Below are 17,507 nucleotides of genomic sequence, written 5' to 3' on the forward strand. Positions count from 1 at the left end.
CCGTCCCGGGCCCTGTCCTCGCGGCCTGGGCGTGGGAATGCCGCAGCCCGCCACGTCGCGCCTTCCCCAACGGACCCCGCGGGACCGGTAGATCTGAAGGCCGGCCGGATCCGGATCACAGCCCGACGCGCCCGCTCGACGGCCCCGCCGCCCGGCGCGACTCCGCTCGGAGGACGTTGACTTCCCCATGGCACCGTTCGTCTCCCACGACTCGGACCGCGCGCACGCCGCGACGCGCGGCACGGCCCGACGACGCCGGCTGCGCGACGCACTGCGCGAACTGCCGTACCTCGTATGGCTGTGGCCGGCCCTGCTGACCCTGGCCCTGACGCTGTACCGGATGGCGGACCCGCTGCTGTGGTGGGACGAACTGACCACCTGGGAGGTCGCGACCCGCAGCACCGGTCGCCTGGGGAGGGTGCTGGAGAACGTGGACGCCGTGCACGGCACCTACTACCTGTTCATGCACGGCTGGATCGGCGTGTTCGGGGACGCCGTCCGGGTCATGCGGCTTCCATCGGCGCTCGCCATGGCCGGAACCGCGGTCTGCGTGGCCTGCGTGGGACGCCGACTGTTCGACGCCCGGGCGGGACTCGCGGCCGGCCTGGTGTTCGCGTTGCTGCCGGCGGTCAGCCGCTACGGGCAGGAGGCCCGCGCGTACGCCCTGGTCACGCTCGCGGTCGCGCTGGCCACATGGGTGCTCCTGCGGGCACTCGACACCCCGAGGCGCCGGCCGTGGTGGTGCGGATATGCCTTGTGCGTGGGGGCGATCGGGCTGCTGCATCTGGTGGCGCTCACCGTGCTGGCGGGACATGCGGTCGCGGTGCTGCTGCGGGCGCGGTCCGGCGGCCGAGCGGGATCCGGGTTCGAGCTGCGCGCCGGGGGCAGGCCACTGCGCCCGCCGGGACGCGGGCCCGCGGTGCGGCCGGTGGCGGGGTTCGGGCTCGCGGCCGTCGCCGGCCTCGTGTGCGCCGGCCCCGTACTCGTGCTGGGGCAGCGGCAGGCGCACCGGCAGATCTCCTTCCTTCCCACGCCGGGCGTGGGCGAACTGCTCAGCGTGTGGGAGACGGTCTTCAAGTCCGCCCTTGTGCCCGGGGCGCTGGTGGTGCTCGGGCTGCTCGCCGTGCGGGTGTGGCCGGACCGTCGGGACGCTCTCCTCCTCTGCGCCGCCATGACCGTGCTTCCGCTGCTGCTGGTGTGGACCGTGTCCCAGGGAGGCATCTCGTACTTCGACCCGCGGTACTTCGTGTTCACGCTGCCCGCATGGGCCCTGCCCGCGGGGGCCGGGATCGCCCGGGTCTCCGAGCGGGCGCGCGCCGGCGCGGTGCTGCCGCTCGCGCTGGTCGCCCTCGCCGGGCTGTCGGTTCCCGATCAGTGTGCGGTGCGCGACACCTTCGCCCACCACTGGGTCGCCTATCCCGCCGATGACGACGGGCCCAGGATGGACTACCGCGGGGCGGCGGACGTCATCCGCGACGGTTACCGGGGCGGGGACGCCGTGGCGTACGACCGCTCCGGATGCCACTACACGATCTGCGACGTGGGCGTGAGGTACTACCTGCCCCGTCGGCTCGGCACGATGCGCGACGTCTTCCTCGGCGAGTCCGCCGTCGACAGGAACGACCTGACGGCGACCGACTGCGCGGCGCCCGAGCGGTGCCTGGGCACCGCGCCGCGTATCTGGCTGGTGGCCGCCCGGAATCCCTCCGACCCCCTCCAGTGGCTGCCCGACGACGAACGGGACGCCCTGCGCGGTCACTACAGGGTGGCCGCCACCTCGCGGCTGACCGGTCTGACCGTGGCCTTGCTGAAACGCGTCCCCCGTGTGGGCAAGCCCGCATAAGGTCCTGTCCCGTGATCAGAGACATACCCTTCGAGCGCCTGCACAACTTCCGTGACCTGGGGGGATATCGGACCGACGACGGCAGGACGGTGCGGCCGGGACGACTGTTCCGCTCCGACTCCCTGGGCAAGCTCCGGGGCCGGGACTGGGAGCGCTTCCGGGCGCTGGGCGTCCGCCATGTCATCGACCTGCGCTACCCCTGGGAGATCGAGACGAAGGGCCGGGTTCCCGAGCACGCCTCGCTGACCTACCACAACCTGAGCATCGAGCACCGGCCCTACGACCAGGCCGCCCTGGGGACCGACGTCGAGCCGGGCGCCTATCTCGCCGAGCGCTATCTCGAGGTCGCCCACGACGGTGCGAAGGAACTGCGCCGTGCCCTGGAGGTCATCGCCGACGCCGGCGACGAACCCCTTGTGTTCCACTGTGCGTCCGGCAAGGACCGCACGGGCCTGCTGGCCGCGCTCGTACTGACGCTGCTGGGCGTGGGCGAGGACGACATCGTCGCGGACTTCACGCTCACCGAGCACGCGACCGAACGCCTGGTCGCCGACTGGCGCGCCGACCACGCCGGCAGGCTGCCGGACTGGCCCGGATACGGCCGGGCCCCGGCCGCGGTGATGCGTCTGTTCCTCGCCGCGCTCGCCGAGCGGCACGGCTCGGTGCGCGGGTACGTCACCGACGTGCTCGGCGTCGACGACGCGCTGGTGGCCGCCCTGCGCGCCCAGCTCGTCGAGCCCGCGGACGCCGGGGCGGCGCTGTCCTTCCGCCGGGCCGGAGAACGCGATCTGGCCGAGCTGGTCCGGCTCCGCGACGATGCGGCACGCTGGCAGCTCGCCCACGGGATCGACCAGTGGAAGCCGGGGCAGCTCGGCGAGCGCCACTTCCGCGAGCGGCTCGCGGACGGCGAGGTCTGGATCGCCACGCTCGGCCCGGACGGACCGACCGCCGGCGCCTGGGAGCTGTGGTGGGACGACCCGGCCGCCTGGGGACCCCGGCCGCCCACCGCGGGCTACGTCCACCGGCTGATGACGGACCGGCGCACCGCCCCGCCGGGAACCGGACTTCGCATGCTGGCCGAGGCGGAGCGCCGGATCGCGGCCGCCGGGCGCGACCTGTGCCGACTGGACTGCCTGGCGAACAACCCCCGGCTGCGCGCCTACTACGAGCAGGCGGGTTACACGGTCGTCGGCGAGCAGGGGGCGAAGGACGGAGGCATCGGCAGCCCGTACGCCGTGACGCTCCTGGAGAAGCAGCTGTAGGCGGACGGGCGGCGGCCAGGCCCCCGGCCGGTCGAGCGCCCGCGGCTCCGGTCAAGCACCCGCGGCTCCGAACGGGCGCCCGTGGCACCGAACCGGCCGCCGCGGTCCCGGGCGGTGCGGGATGGATGCGCACCGGCCCGGTCGCCTGCGCACGGTGCCGGGACCGGGTGGGGCGCGGCGTCCGGCCGGGACTCCGGCGTGGGGCCGCAACTCCGCGCCGGAGCCGCGCTCAGAGGGTGATCCGCCAGTCGTTGCTGCGGGCCCAGTGCCCCTTCGGATACTCGAACGCGCAGGTGCCGACGAGCTCGAAGCCCGCCTTGCGGCACACACTGTTCGACGCGGGGTGGTCGACCGAGGGGAAGGCGTGCAGCGACGCGTGCCGCCCGGCGGCCCGGGCCTGCTCGACCACGAGCCGTGCGGCCGCCGCGGCCACGCCCTGCCCCTGGAAACCGGGCAGCACTCCCCACCCCGTCTCCCACACCATGTCGCCCTGCCAGTCCCGCTCCCAGTACCCGATGGCGCCGGCGGCCACCGCGCCGTCGGTGCCATCGGTCTCCACCGTTATGCGGAACATGCGGCCGCGCTCGCCGAGCGACAGATAGCGCCGGTGCCGCTCGACGAGCTGTTCCTGTGTCTCGGGGCCGCCCAGGTGCTCGGTCATCTCCGGTGCGTTGTTCCTGACGAGCAGCTCGAAGTCGTCCTCGGACCACGGTTCGAGCCGAACCGCGCGTGTGCCTTCCCGTCTCTCCATGGGCTCACCGTAGGTGGTGGGTCCGACAACGCGGCCGGCACGGACGCGACCGCCGTTCGCGGTGGTGAGCGTCGTTGCAGGTGATGCGGCCGTTCAAGTGGTGGTATGGCTGCACGAGTGCATGGTCGGAAGCAGGGGGTGCACTGCACCGGTGCGTCGCGCGCAGCGGGGGCACCGGGTGGACGTCCGCTGTGGAGGTGACGTGTCGGGCCAGGAGCGGGAGCCGGGGGACGAGGTGCGGGACCCTGCCCGTATCCGGGCACGGCTGCACGCCATGGAGCTCGCCGTCGACCGCATCGGCACCACGCTCGACGAGCACACCACCTGCGCGGAGCTGGTCGGGTTCCTGTGCCCCCGGCTGTGCGACGCCGCGGCCGTCAACCTGCTGGTCGAGGGCGCGCCCACGGCGAGCCCCGCATCCGACACCACGCTCCGCCGGGTCGCGACGGCGGGCCGCACCGAACTGCTCGAGGGCGAGTTCTCCGAGTACGCCGGGGCGCTGCCGGTCCAGGCGCTGGACGAGGGGCACCCCATCACCGCCGCCACGGGCCTGAGCGAGCCGTCCCTCCCGGTGGCGGCCGTCTCGGTGCCCCTGGTGGCACACGGCCGTCTGTACGGCGTCCTGCTGGCCGTCCGGGCCGGCGCCGAGGGCTTCGCGGCGGACGAGACGGCGACCGTGCACTACGCGGCCCGCCTCGCGGCCGTGCACGTGGGCCACGCCCGTGAGCACGCCGAGGCGCACAGCACGGTGCTGAAACTCCAGGGGGCGCTGCTGGCCGAGCCGGGCCGGCCCCACCCCAACCTGGAGGTCGCCACCCGTTATCTGCCCTCCGGCACCAGCGCCATGGTCGGCGGGGACTGGTACGAGACCGTGCGTCTGCACTACGGCCGCACCCTGTTGGTGATGGGCGACGTCATGGGCCACGGCCTGGACGCGGCCGTGGACATGAACGCTTACCGCTCGATGCTGCGCTATGTGGCGTCGACGGACCTGCCGCCCCACCGGGTGCTGCGCCAGCTCGACGCGATGGTCGCCGAGGACGACGCGCGCCGCCCCGCCACCTGTCTGCTCGTGCGGGTGGACCCCGCGCGCGGCATGGCCACCTTCTCCAGCGCCGGCCATCTGCCGCCCGCGCTCATCGCCGGCGACGGCACCGTCGCCCTGCTGGACACGCCGGTCGGACCGCCGCTGGGCACGGGATTCGGCGGGTACGAGCTCGTCACCCGCGAGATCGTCCCGTCGGAGACCCTGCTGATGTTCACCGACGGCCTCGTCGAGCGGCGCGGTGAGGACATCGACGTGTCACTGTCGCGGCTCGCCGGGCTGCGTCTGCCGCCGGGCGCCGGTGTCGAGGCGGTGCTCGACATCGTGCTGGGTCGCCTGGACGCCCGTCATGCGGAGGACGACGTGGCCGCACTCGCCGTACGCGTCCGCCACGAGGCCGTGCCGCACATGTGATGTCCCGTGCCCCCGCGCGCGGGGCGACGGGTTTTCCCCCGGCCTCTTTTCCCTCGGCCTCGTACACCCGCGGGGCGCTCGCCGTGGCGCGCACCCCGGCACGGGGGAGACGGCCGTGCGACGTTGATCACATCCCACCGGGCGCGGAGCCCGTGGGCAACCTCCTTGCGGTCCGTCACATCTCCCTGGGCGACGCACGGTTGGTCACCCCCTGATCACCCCATGGTGAACAAACGCAAAGAATCCCCTCCCATCCGGAGAAAAGGGATCTTTCGGCTTTACATGTACATGCCTGATCGGTAAGGGTTGCGCCTCGGGGCCGGATGGCCCCGCACCGCGCCCAACGGCGCCGTGTGCCATGGCGGTTGGCACGTCCGGCCGCCCGTTTCCGAAGGAACCCCGATCAGTGCGTAGACCCCACATACGCAGCGTGGCGATAGCCGTCGCCGTGACGACGGCCGCCACGCTCACCACGGGCGCGGCCATCGCGGCCCCGTCCGCCCCCGAAGAGGTCCGGGCCGCGGCATCGTCCGTGACCGCCTCCGGCCCCGCCTCGTCCCCGGCCTTCAAGCCGCTGGTGGACGCGGCCCGCAAGGCCGCCTTCGCCCACGCGGCGGCCACCGGCGTCGCCAAGGGCGACACCCTGGTGGCCAAGGACGCGATGGTCGACCCGGAGGGCAGGCGGCACGTCCGCTTCGTCCGGACCCACCGCGGGATGCCCGTCCTCGGTGGCGACCTCGTCATCCACCTGGACAAGAACACCTCCTACGTCGGTGTGACGCGGGCCGCCGCCCACACCGTCAAGCCGGCCACCACGACGGCCAAGCTGACGGCGCAGCAGGCCGAGGACAAGGCGGCCGAGGCCGCCCGGGGTGACGCGGGCACCGCGGAACTCGTCCTCGACGCGCGGGACGGCGCGTCGGCGCTCGCCTACCAGGTGCAGGTGACCGACAGCCGCTCCACCGAGGGCGGTTCCAGCACGGTCGTCGTAGACGCCGTGACCGGCAAGGTGCGCAGCAACACCCCCGACAGCGACGAGTTCCTGTCGCCCCGGGTCCGCGAGGCGCTGCGCAAGAGGGGCGAGAAGGCGAACCCCGCCACCGGTATCGGCGCGAACGGTCCGGCCGTCTCGGCGACGCCGCAGGCCCCCGCCGCGGGCGGCTACCCGCGTACCGCTCACGGCACCGGCTCGTCGCTGTTCGTCGGCACGGTGGGGCTCACCACCACGCAGACGTCCCGCAACGGCTTCCTGCTCAAGGACCCCACCCGCTGGGGCACCGAGACCCGGGACGCCAAGGGCCGGTTGCTGGAGGACTTCAAGCGCGGCACGAAGCTCACCAGCACGACCGACCGCTGGGGCAACGGCGCCACGTCGAACCCCTCCTCCGCGGCCGTGGACGCCCAGTACGGCATCACCAAGACCCTGGACTTCTACAAGAAGACCTTCGGTCGCAAGGGCATCAAGAACAACGGCACCGGCGCCCACGCCATGGTCCACTTCGGGCACAAGGTCGCCAACGCCTTCTGGGACCCCACCTGCGGCTGCATGCTGTACGGCGACGGGGACGGCCGGATGTTCACCAAGCCCCTCGTGGTCCTCGACGTCACCGGTCACGAGCTGACGCACGGCGTCGTCGACGCCACGGCGGGCCTGGAGCCCACCCGCGTCGACGAGCACCAGAACCAGTTCGGCGAGCCGGGGGCACTCAACGAGTCGCTCGCGGACATCTTCGGCTCGGACGTCGAGTTCGCGACGAACAATCCGAAGAACCCGCCGAACTACCTCATGGGCGAGAAGCTCGGGCTGCGGCAGAAGTTCCTGCGCCGCCTCGACCACCCGTCCCTCGACAGGATCGAGGGAACGATCGACAACTGGTCGCCCGCGGCGTACGACACCGAGGTGCACGCCGGTTCCGGTGTCTCCTCGCACGCCTTCTACCTGCTCGCCGAGGGCAGCGGCAAGAAGACGATCGGCGGCTTCCACTACGACTCGCCCACCTACGACGGGTCGAAGGTGACCGGGATCGGCCGGGCGAAGGCCACGTCGATCTTCTACCGTGCGCTCACCCGCTACATGGTCTCCACGACCGACTTCCACGACGCGCGCGCCGCGACGCTGCAGGCCGCCGCCGACATGTACGGCACCTCCAGCACGGAGTACCGGACGGTGAACGCGGCCTGGGCCGCGGTCAACGTCACCGCCGCCAACACCCCGTCCGCCGGTCACTGACCGCCGACGGCACGGACCGGGCGTCCCGCTGCACGGCGGGGCGCCCGGACCACGTTCGCCACCGGCCTCCCCGGCTCCGGCCGCGGTCCCGGCTCGGGGCCCTCTCCGGCTGCGGACCGCCCCGGTGCCGTCCCCGGCCCATCCGGTCACCCGGTGAGAACCCCGCCGGTGGCACCCCGCGGCGCTCGTGCCCCGGGGCCGTACGACGGCGGCCGCGCGGTGGCCCGCCCCGGACGAAGTGGCACGTCCCGGCGCACTGACCCAAGATGAAGACGGGGCGTGGGGACGTATCCGGGCGCCCCTCCCGGGCGCGGGCGGCACGGCCGGATCCCGCCGGGCGGTGCACCCGGCCTCCCGCGACACCGGGTGTCCAAGGACGTCCCGGGCGCTCGCCACCACCGGGGAGGTATGCATCGTGCTCCTAGGCCGACCCGCTTCGGGCAAGGGGAAGACCCGGTTCGACGACATCTACACCCGGCCGGACCCCCGTGCCTTCTTCCGGCGCCTCGCACCGCTCGCGTACGAGATCCCGCACCACGCCCAGAGCGTCTTCCGGCGCACCCGCAGCGCACGGTCGGCGGCCGAGGGCGGTGCCCCCGTCACGGTCCTGGACGTGGCCTGCTCGTACGGCATCAACGCCGCCCTCCTCAACCACGACCTCACCCTGGCCGACCTCTTCGCCCACTACACCGGCCCCGGGGTCCGCGACCTGGGCGTCGACGAACTCATCGCCCACGACCGGGAGTTCTACGCTGCGCACCGCCGCGAGGACGCCGGACCGGTGATCGGACTCGACGCGTCCGAGCAGGCCGTCCACTACGCCCTCGCCGTCGGCCTCCTCGACGAGGGGTACGCCGAGAACCTGGAGCGGACGCCCCCGAGCCCCGGCCTCCGCGCGGCGATGGCCAAGACCGGGCTGATCACGGCCACGGGGGCGGGCAGCTATGTCACCGACAGGACGTTCCGGGCCCTGCTGGACTGCGCCCGGCGCCCGGTGTGGATCAGCGCCTTCGTACTGCGGACCGTCCCCTACGACGCCGTGGTCGAGGCCCTGGCCGGGTACGGGCTGACCACCGTCCGGGACGACGAACACACCTACCCGCAGCGCCGCTTCACCGACGCCGCCGAACAGCGGCACGCGGTCGCCAGCGTGCGCCGCAACGGCGAGGACCCCACGGGACGGGAGGCCGAAGGCCGCTACCACGCCCGGCTCTACGCATCCCGGCCCGCGGACACCCGGCCCGGCGGACCGGCGGCGTCCGGGTCCGACGGTCCCCCGTGAGCCGCCCGGAAGCGGTGTGCGGGGACCGTGCGCCATGGTGATCCACGTCCTCGTGGCCGACGACAGCGAGATCGTGCGCCGCGGGATCAGCGACGTCCTCGAGTCCGTGGACCGACGTGCACGTCGTCGCCCAGGCGTGGGACGGCCGCAGCGCCCTGGAGGCGGCACGGCAGTTCAGCCCCGACCTGGCCCTGCTGGACATCCGGATGCCCGGTATGGACGGACCCCCCGCCACCCGCGAGATCCGCGCCCTGCCGGTGCCGCCGCGGGTGATCATCCTGACCATGTTCGGCGAGGACGAGTACGTCGACACGGCCGTCTCCGCGGGCGCCGGCACGTCCGGGTGCGGACCGGGGGCGGCCACTCCTAGCCTGGACGGTGGGGAGAGATCCCCGGTTCTGGGCAGGGGGACGTCCGCACGGCGTACTGGAGTCGGCATGGCGTACCGGTTCAGCGCGAACGAGCAGTTCAACTACGAGATCCTCCTGGCCCTGGGCTCCGCATGGCAGCAGGGCGCCGACGTGGGAGAGGTCCTGGCCACCGCATCCACCGCCGCCGACGGCGACGGCGAGGCGTGGTTCGCGGCCTGGACGGCCCTCGCCCGCACGGTGCACGGACAGGCCGAGAAGTGCGCGGCGGACCGGCACCCGGTCAGTGCGCGCGACGCCTATCTGCGAGCCGCCGGGTACTTCGGGACGGCCCTGGTGGCCGTCGACGCGTGCGCCGACCCGGAGGGGCGGCTGGGGGAGGTCTTCCCGGAACACCGCGACTGCTTCGACCGCTTCGCCGAGCTGTGGGACCCGCCCGCCGAGCGCGTGGCGATCCCCTACGAGGACATCGCGCTGCCGGGCTACCTCTTGAGCCCGAGGGGCGCCTCCGGGCCGCTGCCCACCGTCATCGTCAACAACGGCAGCGACGGCCCCGTCTCCGCGGCCTGGACCCTCCTGGGCGCACCGGCGGTGGCGCGGGGCTACCGAGCTCTGCTGTTCGACGGACCGGGCCAGCAGTCCATGCTCTTCGAGGGCGGGGTCACCTTCCGCCCCGACTGGGAGAAGGTCGTCACACCGGTCGTGGACTTCCTCCTGGACCGCGACGACGTGGACGGCCGGCGCATCGCGCTCGCCGGGATCAGCCAGGCCGGCTACTGGGTCCCCAGGGCGCTCGCCTTCGAGCACCGGATCGCCGCCGCCGTGGCCGACCCGGGCGTCGTCGACGTCGCCGAGAGCTGGTGGCACAACCTCGGCCCCGAACTGCGCGCGCTGTGGGACTCCGGCGACCGCGAGACCTTCGACCGGGTCATGCACGAGGGCCTGGGTTCGGAGCCCGCCCTGGCCGCCATGTGGCGCTGGCGCGCCAAGCCGTACGGCATCGAGTCCCCGTACGACGTGCTCGCCGAGGTCGCCAAGTACAACGTGCTGCCGGTGGCCCACCGGATCACCACGCCGCTGCTCATCACCGACCCCGAGGGCGAACACTTCTGGCCCGGCGCATCCCAGCGCCTGTACGACGCCCTGCCCGGCCCCAAGGAACTGGTCCGGTTCTCCGCGTCCGAGGGCGCCCATCTGCACTGCGAACCCATGGGCCGGGCCCTCTTCGAGCAACGGGTCTTCGACTGGCTCGACACCCAACTGGCCACCGGAAACCCGGACTGACGCCGCAACAGGGTTCTACGATCGGTGCCGTGACGACGCCCCGGTGCTACGCCTGCAGCCAGGAAGCGCAGTTCGACGACCTCCCGCCGCGCGAGCGCATCGCCGCCGACCGGCACTGGAGGGTGGCCCATGCCCTCGGCACGGCACTGCCCGGCTGGCTGGTGCTGCTGCCCCGCCGCCATGTCACCGCCGTGCACGAACTCACCGACGCCGAGGCCGCGACGCTGGGCACCTGGCAGGTCGCACTCTCGCGCGCGCTGCGCAGCGAGACCGGCTGCGCCAAGACCTACGTCGTCCAGTTCGCCGAGGCGGAGGGCTTCGCGCACGTCCATTTCCATGTCGTGCCCCGCATGGCGGACCTTCCCGTGGAGCTGCGCGGCACCAAGGTCTTCGGCCTCCTCAACGGCCCCGCCGCCGACCGTCTGACGGACGCCCAGTCGGACGCCGTGGCAGCAGCCCTCCGCGCCCGCCTCACGTCGGCGTGAGCGGCCGCGCGTGCGGCGAGGTCGCGTGCGGACCGCGTGAGAGGGCGGACGGCGGGCTCACTGGTCGGACAGCGACTGCTCCGCCCAGATGGTCTTGCCGGTACGGCCCTGGCGGGTTCCCCAGCGTTCGGTCAGCTGGGCGACCAGGAGGAGCCCGCGGCCACCCTCGTCGAAGACCCGGGCCCGCCGCAGATGCGGGGCCGTACTGCTGGCGTCGCTGACCTCGCAGATGAGCGTCCGGTCATGGATGAGCCGTAGATGTATGGGCGGCTTGGCGTGCCGGATCGCGTTGGTGACCAGCTCGCTGACCACCAGCTCCGTCGTGAACACGACGTCGCACAGGCCCCACCGTTCGAGCTGGTCGGAGACCTGTTTGCGGACCGCGGCGACGGCGGCCGGGTCGGGCGGCACGTCCCAGGAGGCGACCTGGTCGGTGTCCAGGGCCCGGGTCCGGGCGATGAGCAGTGCCACGTCGTCGTCGGTTCGGTCGGGGAGCAGCGCGGCCAGCACGTTGTCGCAGATGTCGTCGAGGGAGGCCGTGGGCTGCGCGAGGGAGCGGTGGAAGGCGGCTTGTCGCAGGCCGATGTCGTCGTGCCGGCCCTCGACCAGGCCGTTCGTGTAGAGAGCCAGCAGACTGCCCTCGGGCAGGTCTATCTCGGCGGACTCGAAGGGCAGGCCGCCGAGGCCCAGCGGCGGCCCCACGGGCAGGTCGACCGGCGCGGCCCTGCCGCCCGGCGTGACCACGACGGGCTCGGGATGGCCGGCCCTGGCCAGGGTGCAGCGCTGCGCGAGCGGGTCGTAGATGGCGTACAGACAGGTGGCGCCGACGTCCCCGGCCGACTCGGGGGCCGCATCGGCGTTGTCCGCGGTGTCCGGCGCCCAGGGCAGGCGGGTCACCAGGTCGTCGAGGTGGGTCAGCAACTCGTCGGGCGGCAGGTCGATGTCCGCGAGGGTGCGCACCGCGGTGCGCAGCCGGCCCATCGTGGCGGACGCCTGGATGCCGTGGCCCACCACGTCGCCCACGACCAGCGCGACGCGTGCTCCGGACAGCGGGATCACGTCGAACCAGTCCCCGCCCACGCCGGCCCGGGCGCCCGCGGGCAGATAGCGCGAGGCGATCTCGACGGCCGCCTGGTGCGGCAGCGACTGGGGCAGCAGGCTGCGCTGGAGGGTGATGGCCGTGGCCCGTTCCCGGGCGTAGCGGCGGGCGTTGTCGATGCACACGGCGGCCCGCGCCGTGATCTCCTCGAGCATCAGCCGGTCGTCGAGGCCGAACGGCTCGGGCGTGCGGTGGCGAGTGAAGACGGCGACCCCGAGCGTCGTGCCGCGGGCCCGGATCGGCACCACCAGCGCCGAGTGTGTGCCGAAGGCCCGGATCTTCGCGCCCCTTGCGGGGTCGCGGGACGTCCACCGGTCCAACAGCTCCGTGGTGATCTCCAGCAGCGCGGGCCTGCCGTCGGCGAGGCATTCGGCCGGTGGCGAGAACTCCGGGTACACCACCGTGCCGCCAGGGCCCACCAGGGATTCGGGGCAGCCCTCCAGCACCGACTGGTGCGCGAGCCGCAGCATGCTGACCTCCCCGCTCACCGAGCCCGGCGGCGGCTCGTCGCCCTCGGTCAGATGGGCGAGCACATCCACGTTCGCGTAGTCCGCGAGCCGGGGCACCGCCACGTCGGCCAGCTCCTGCGCGGTGTGCTCCAGGTCGAGGGTGCTGCCGATACGGCCGGCGGCCTCGTTGAGGAGCAGCAGACGGTCGCGCGCGTGTTGCCGCTTGCTCAGATCCAGTGCCGCCAGCGTGACACCACGTATGCTGCCGTCGCCGTCCGTGACCGGCCCGAGCGAGATGGCCCAGGGGTTCTCTATCGGAGCGCCGGGCGCCCGCAGATCGGTCTCCACGAACCGCGGGCCGTGTCCCTCCAGCACATGCCGCATGAGGGCTTCCAGCCGCGGACCTTCGGGGTGCACCACGACCTCCGACAGCAGGAACCCCCGCAGCTCGTCCTCGGAGAAGTCCACGGCGCGCTGCATCTCCGCATTGACCCGGAGCAGCCGCAGATCCGTGTCGAAGACGGCGATCAGCTGCGGGGACTGGTCGAAGACCAGCTCCAGCAACGGCTCGCCCGTCCCCCGGACCGGCGGCTCCCGCAGCGGCGGGGACACCAGCAGCCACTCGGGGTTCCCGGAACCGGAAACCCGCCGGTGCGCCAGCAGCGTGGTCTCCACCCGGCGGCCGTCGCGGTGCCGCAGGGACACCCGGCCCGCCCATCGGCGCCGCCCGGCGAGCATCGGCACGGACGCATCGGCGGTCCCCTCGTCGGCGAGGAGCCCGGCGGCGGGCCGGCCCACCACATCGACGGCCCGGTGCCCGAGCAGCCGCTCGGCGCCCGGACTCCACCGCATCACACGTCCGGCCTCGTCGACGACGGCCGTGGCCGGGTACGCCGGGCGTCCGGCCGTCCGGCCGTCCGGGGCGGAGCGCTGTTGCGTCATGGCCGTTCATCTCGCAGGCGGTGAGCCCTCTGGAGGACGATCCCCTTGAGTCCAGCGTGGTACCGGGGGACCGGGGCATCAAGCCGAGGGGACACGAGCCCGAGCGCACCGGTCCTGGACCGCTGACTCAGTCCAGGAGCTCGGGACCGAGGTCCTGTTCCGTCCAGATGGTCTTGCCCGTGGACGTGTACCGGGTGCCCCACTGCCGGGTCATCTGCGCGACGAGGAACAGGCCGCGGCCGCCCTCGTCGTCGGTCGCGGCACGGCGCAGATGCGGCGAGGTGTGGCCACCGTCGGAGACCTCGCAGATCAGCGTCCGGTCCCGGATGAGCCGCAGCTGGATGGGCCCCGTCGCATGCCGCATCGCATTGGTGACCAGCTCGCTGACGATCAGCTCGGTCGTGAACGTCAGATGGTCGAGGCCCCAGATCCCCAGCTGGGCGGTGGCCTCCTTGCGGGCACGGGAGACCGCCGCCGGATCGGTCGGCAGCTCCCACTGGGCGACGTGGTCCGCGCCGAGCCTCCTGGTCCGCGCGAGCAGCAGCGCCGCATCGTCGACCGCCGGCCCGGGCAGCAGCGTCCCGATGGCCATGTCGCACAGCTCCTCCAACGACAGCGCGTGGCGGCACAGGACGGTGCCCAGCCGGCCGAGCCCGGTGTCCACGTCGCGGCTGGCGGCGCGCACCAGCCCGTCGGTGAAGAGGCCGATCACACTGCCCTCCGGCAGATGCAGATCGGTGCGCTCGAAGGGCAGACCGCCGATCCCGATGGGCGGTCCGGGCTCCAGGGCCGGATAGCTGATCTCGCCGGTCGCCGAGTCGACGACCGCGGGCGGCAGATGGCCCGCGCTGGCCATGCTGAACAGCCCGGACACGGGGTCGTACACCGCGTACAGACAGGTCGCCCCGCGGACCGCGTCGTCCTCGGCCCTCGGCTCCTCGGACCGCTCGGACGGCCGCTCGACGGAATGGCCGACGAGGTCGTCGAGGCGGGCGAGCAGTTCGTCCGGGGCCAGGTCGAGACCGGCGAGGGCGCGTACCGTCGTCCGCAGCCGGCCCATCGTGGCCGCCGCCTCCAGACCGTGGCCGACCACGTCGCCGACCACCAGGCCCACCCGGGTGCCGGACAGCGGCACCACGTCGAACCAGTCGCCCCCGACGCCCGCGCGGCTGTCCGCGGGCAGATAGCGGTACGCGAGATCCACCGCGGTCTGCGGCGGCACACTCTTCGGCAGCAGGCTGCGCTGCAGGGTGAGGGCGGCGCCGCGCTCACGCCGGTACCGCCGGGCGTTGTCCAGACACACCGCGGCCCGGGCCACCAGTTCCTCCGCCAGCAGACGGTCGTCGGCGGTGAACGGCTCGGCGCCCTGCCGGAAGAACATCGCACAGCCGAGCACCGTGCCCCGGGCCCGCAGCGGCACGCCCATGACCGACCGGAAGCCCCCGGCCGGACCCGGTGTGCCGGCCGGCCACGCCGAGAACGCGGTGTCCTCCGTGCCGTACACGAACGACCGGCCCGTGGCCAGACAGCGCACGGGCGGGGAGTGGGCCGGATAGCTGTCGCTCTCGCGGCGCTCGTGTGCGGCGTCGGGCGTGAGGTGCGTCATGGACCGGCTCGCCACCCGGAGCAGGCCCACCCGTTCGGCGAAGTCGGTGTAGGGGAGCGGCTCGTCCCCGTTGAGCACGGGTTCCAGCACGGCCACATCGGTCTGGTCGGCGAGCCGGGGCACCGCGATGTCGGCGAGTTCCCGGGCCGTCTGGCGCAGATCGAGACTCCGGGCGAGCCGTGTGCCTGCCTCGCTGAGCAGCACCAGCCGCTGGTGCGCCCGGTAGCGGTCGGTGATGTCGACGGACTCCTCGCACACGCCCAGCACCCGCCCCACGGCGTCCTGGAGGCGGTAGTAGGAGCAGGACCAGACGCGCTCGCTCTCCGGCTCGGACGGCAGTCGGGCGCGGTAGTGCAGGTCGATGACCGGTTCGCCGGTGGCGAGCACCTGCCGCATGACCGCGGTCAGTGTCTGCGGGAACTCCGGGGAGATGACGCGGCCGTCCGGGTACAGCTCGTCCGCGTCCTGGTCCTGGAACTGCCGTACCGGTCCGCCCAGTTCCTGGCCGACCGTCGCATTGGCCCAGACGACCCGCAGATCCCGGTCGTAGATGTTCAGGCCCACCAGCGAGTGCCGGACCAGGCTGCGCAGCATCGCCAGCTGCGCGTCCCAGTCGCGCACCTCGCCCTGCCCCGCGAGGAGCAGGATGCACGCCGGTTCGCCCGCCCCCTCGTGGGAGAGGGCGCAGGCGGACATCGCCAGCCGGCGCACACCGCCGTCCCGGTGCCGGACGTCGACCACCTGGCCGGACCGGCAGACGGACCCGGCGCCGGCCACGGAGTCGAGCGGCGGTCCGTTCACCCTGAGCGAGGCGAAGGGCCGCCCCGTGACCGCCTCGGGCGGATGGCCCAGCAGCGCCTCGGCCGCCGGACTCCAGCCCATGATCCGCCCCGCCCCGTCCAGTACGACGGCGGCCGCCCGCGTGATGTCCAGGGGGTCCTGCAGGTCCGCGCTCTCCGCGTTCGGTTCGCTCATCGCACCAACCAGCCTCGATCGCTAATGTCCATGGTCGGGCGGCCGTGCCGGGAGAACAACCGCTCGGGCCCGACGACCCGCCCCGGTCCGCCTCCCGGACCCGGCCCTCTGCCCCTCCCCGACCCGGACCGGTGCGCCTTCCCGGATCGGACCGGTTCCCGGCCGGCCGGGGCGGCGTGGCGGTCCGTCGCCCCATACGGGGCCGTACGGAGTGCAGCATGTCCGAGGCGGACATAGCGTGCGTTCATCAGTGCTTCCTGGTCACGCGCACCCGACCTGAAAGGCGCCTCATGCCGCCCGCACTCACCCCCGCCGTCCTCGCCGAACTGCGCCGGCCGCGCCCCTATCCGGCGGTCTCCGTGCTGATGCCCACGCACCGCAGGGAGCCGGACAACGCGCAGGACCCGATCCGGCTGCGCAATCTGGTGGCCGAGGCGGCCAAGCGGCTCAAGGCGGATCCCGCCGTCACGGGGGAGCGGCGACAGGAGGTGGCCGCCCAGCTGGACCGGGCCCTCGCGGAGACCGATCTGGTGCACGCCGAGGACGGGCTGGCCATCTTCGCTGCGCCCGGCGAACACCATGTGTGGACGCTGCCCCGCGACGTACCCGCGCGCGTCGTGCTCTCCGACAGCTTCCTGACCCGCAACCTCGTGGCCGCGCACGAGGCCCAGCGGCCCTTCTGGGTGCTGGCCGTCGCCGCCGACCGCGTCAGCCTGTGGAAGGGCGACGCACACGGCGTCGTGGAGGTGCGCATGGGCGGCTTCCCGCGCACCAGGCCCCTCCTGGAGAACCCGGACGCCGAGCGCGAGGAGCAGATCGGGGACGTGCCCAGCACCTTCCGGGACGAGGGGACGCGACACTTCCTGAGGGAGGCCGACACGGCGCTCAAGGGCGTCGTCGGCTCACCGTCGCGGCTGTACGTGGCGGGAGAGGCGGCGGCGCTCGCGGCACTGGCGGACGTCGGGTCCGTCGGCGCGAAGGCTCACCACGTGCCGCACGGAGGCCTCGCCCACGCCACGCCCGAAGCCGTGTGGCAGGCCTTGCGGCCCGTCGTCCAGGAGCAGCGGGAGCAGGAGATCGCCGACACGCTGCGCGAGGTGGAGAACTCCCACGGACGGCGCGAGTTCGCCGCAGGGGTCGACGAGGTGTGGCAGAACGTCGCCGCCGGACGGGTCGGACTGCTCGTCGTCGAGGAGGACTACCGCGTGACGGTCCGCGAGGAGGGCAACCACCTGGTGCCCGCCGAACCCGGCGACACGGACTCCCGCGAGGACATGGTCGACGAAATCGTCGAGCAGGCCCTGGAGAAGGGCGCCGACGTCCGCTTCGTCCCGGACGGCCGCCTCGGCGACTCGAGCGGCATCGCCGCCGTCCTGAGGTACTGAAGGGCGCGGCCGCGGCCACTGTGCGGCGCCGGCGCCGAGGTCCTGCGGCGCCGACGCCGCGGCCCCGGATCCCGTGCGGTGCTCCGA

At 73.4% G+C, this 17,507-nt stretch carries 11 protein-coding genes; 8 read left to right on the forward strand and 3 right to left on the reverse strand.

Annotated features, from left to right (window positions below; all coding sequences use genetic code 11):
* Nucleotides 1-187 precede the first annotated feature (187 nt).
* Nucleotides 188-1,843, forward strand: coding sequence for a glycosyltransferase family 39 protein (locus ACWCP6_RS23615; RefSeq protein ID WP_450934500.1), 1,656 nt, complete (start codon nt 188-190; stop codon nt 1,841-1,843).
* 11 nt (nt 1,844-1,854) lie between these two features.
* Complete coding sequence (locus ACWCP6_RS23620) at nt 1,855-3,105, forward strand: tyrosine-protein phosphatase (RefSeq protein WP_450934501.1); 1,251 nt, start codon at nt 1,855-1,857, stop codon at nt 3,103-3,105.
* Nucleotides 3,106-3,334: 229 nt separating this feature from the next.
* Here the strand turns inward: ACWCP6_RS23620 and ACWCP6_RS23625 are convergent, their stop codons facing one another.
* Entirely contained in the window at nt 3,335-3,856 is a 522-nt protein-coding gene (locus ACWCP6_RS23625; RefSeq protein ID WP_450934502.1) for a GNAT family N-acetyltransferase, read from the reverse strand.
* A 202-nt stretch (nt 3,857-4,058) separates the two neighbouring features.
* Between ACWCP6_RS23625 and ACWCP6_RS23630 the strand changes: the two genes are divergently transcribed.
* The 5 genes from ACWCP6_RS23630 to ACWCP6_RS23650 all read left to right on the forward strand — a co-directional run bounded on the left by ACWCP6_RS23630 (nt 4,059) and on the right by ACWCP6_RS23650 (nt 10,964).
* Nucleotides 4,059-5,315, forward strand: a complete 1,257-nt coding sequence (locus tag ACWCP6_RS23630) for a PP2C family protein-serine/threonine phosphatase (RefSeq protein WP_450934503.1) — start codon at nt 4,059-4,061, stop codon at nt 5,313-5,315.
* A gap of 406 nt (nt 5,316-5,721) precedes the next feature.
* Complete coding sequence (locus ACWCP6_RS23635) at nt 5,722-7,545, forward strand: M4 family metallopeptidase (protein WP_450934504.1); 1,824 nt, start codon at nt 5,722-5,724, stop codon at nt 7,543-7,545.
* A 415-nt stretch (nt 7,546-7,960) separates the two neighbouring features.
* Nucleotides 7,961-8,827 carry a hypothetical protein gene (locus tag ACWCP6_RS23640; protein ID WP_450934505.1) on the forward strand — a complete coding sequence of 289 codons (867 nt, stop codon included), beginning with the start codon at nt 7,961-7,963 and terminating at the stop codon, nt 8,825-8,827.
* A gap of 116 nt (nt 8,828-8,943) precedes the next feature.
* On the forward strand, nt 8,944-10,479 hold the full coding sequence (locus tag ACWCP6_RS23645; RefSeq protein WP_450934506.1) for a response regulator: 1,536 nt from the start codon (nt 8,944-8,946) through the stop codon (nt 10,477-10,479).
* Nucleotides 10,480-10,508: 29 nt separating this feature from the next.
* Complete coding sequence (locus ACWCP6_RS23650) at nt 10,509-10,964, forward strand: HIT family protein (protein WP_450934507.1); 456 nt, start codon at nt 10,509-10,511, stop codon at nt 10,962-10,964.
* 57 nt (nt 10,965-11,021) lie between these two features.
* Here the strand turns inward: ACWCP6_RS23650 and ACWCP6_RS23655 are convergent, their stop codons facing one another.
* Nucleotides 11,022-13,454: a SpoIIE family protein phosphatase gene (locus ACWCP6_RS23655; protein ID WP_450934508.1), complete on the reverse strand. Its 2,433-nt coding sequence runs from the start codon at nt 13,452-13,454 to the stop codon at nt 11,022-11,024.
* A 127-nt stretch (nt 13,455-13,581) separates the two neighbouring features.
* On the reverse strand, nt 13,582-16,035 hold the full coding sequence (locus tag ACWCP6_RS23660) for a SpoIIE family protein phosphatase (RefSeq protein WP_450934509.1): 2,454 nt from the start codon (nt 16,033-16,035) through the stop codon (nt 13,582-13,584).
* A 290-nt stretch (nt 16,036-16,325) separates the two neighbouring features.
* Between ACWCP6_RS23660 and ACWCP6_RS23665 the strand changes: the two genes are divergently transcribed.
* Nucleotides 16,326-17,420, forward strand: a complete 1,095-nt coding sequence (locus tag ACWCP6_RS23665) for a baeRF3 domain-containing protein (RefSeq protein WP_450934510.1) — start codon at nt 16,326-16,328, stop codon at nt 17,418-17,420.
* Nucleotides 17,421-17,507 lie beyond the last annotated feature (87 nt).

The sequence above is a fragment of the Streptomyces sp. NPDC002004 genome (genome assembly GCF_053593975.1).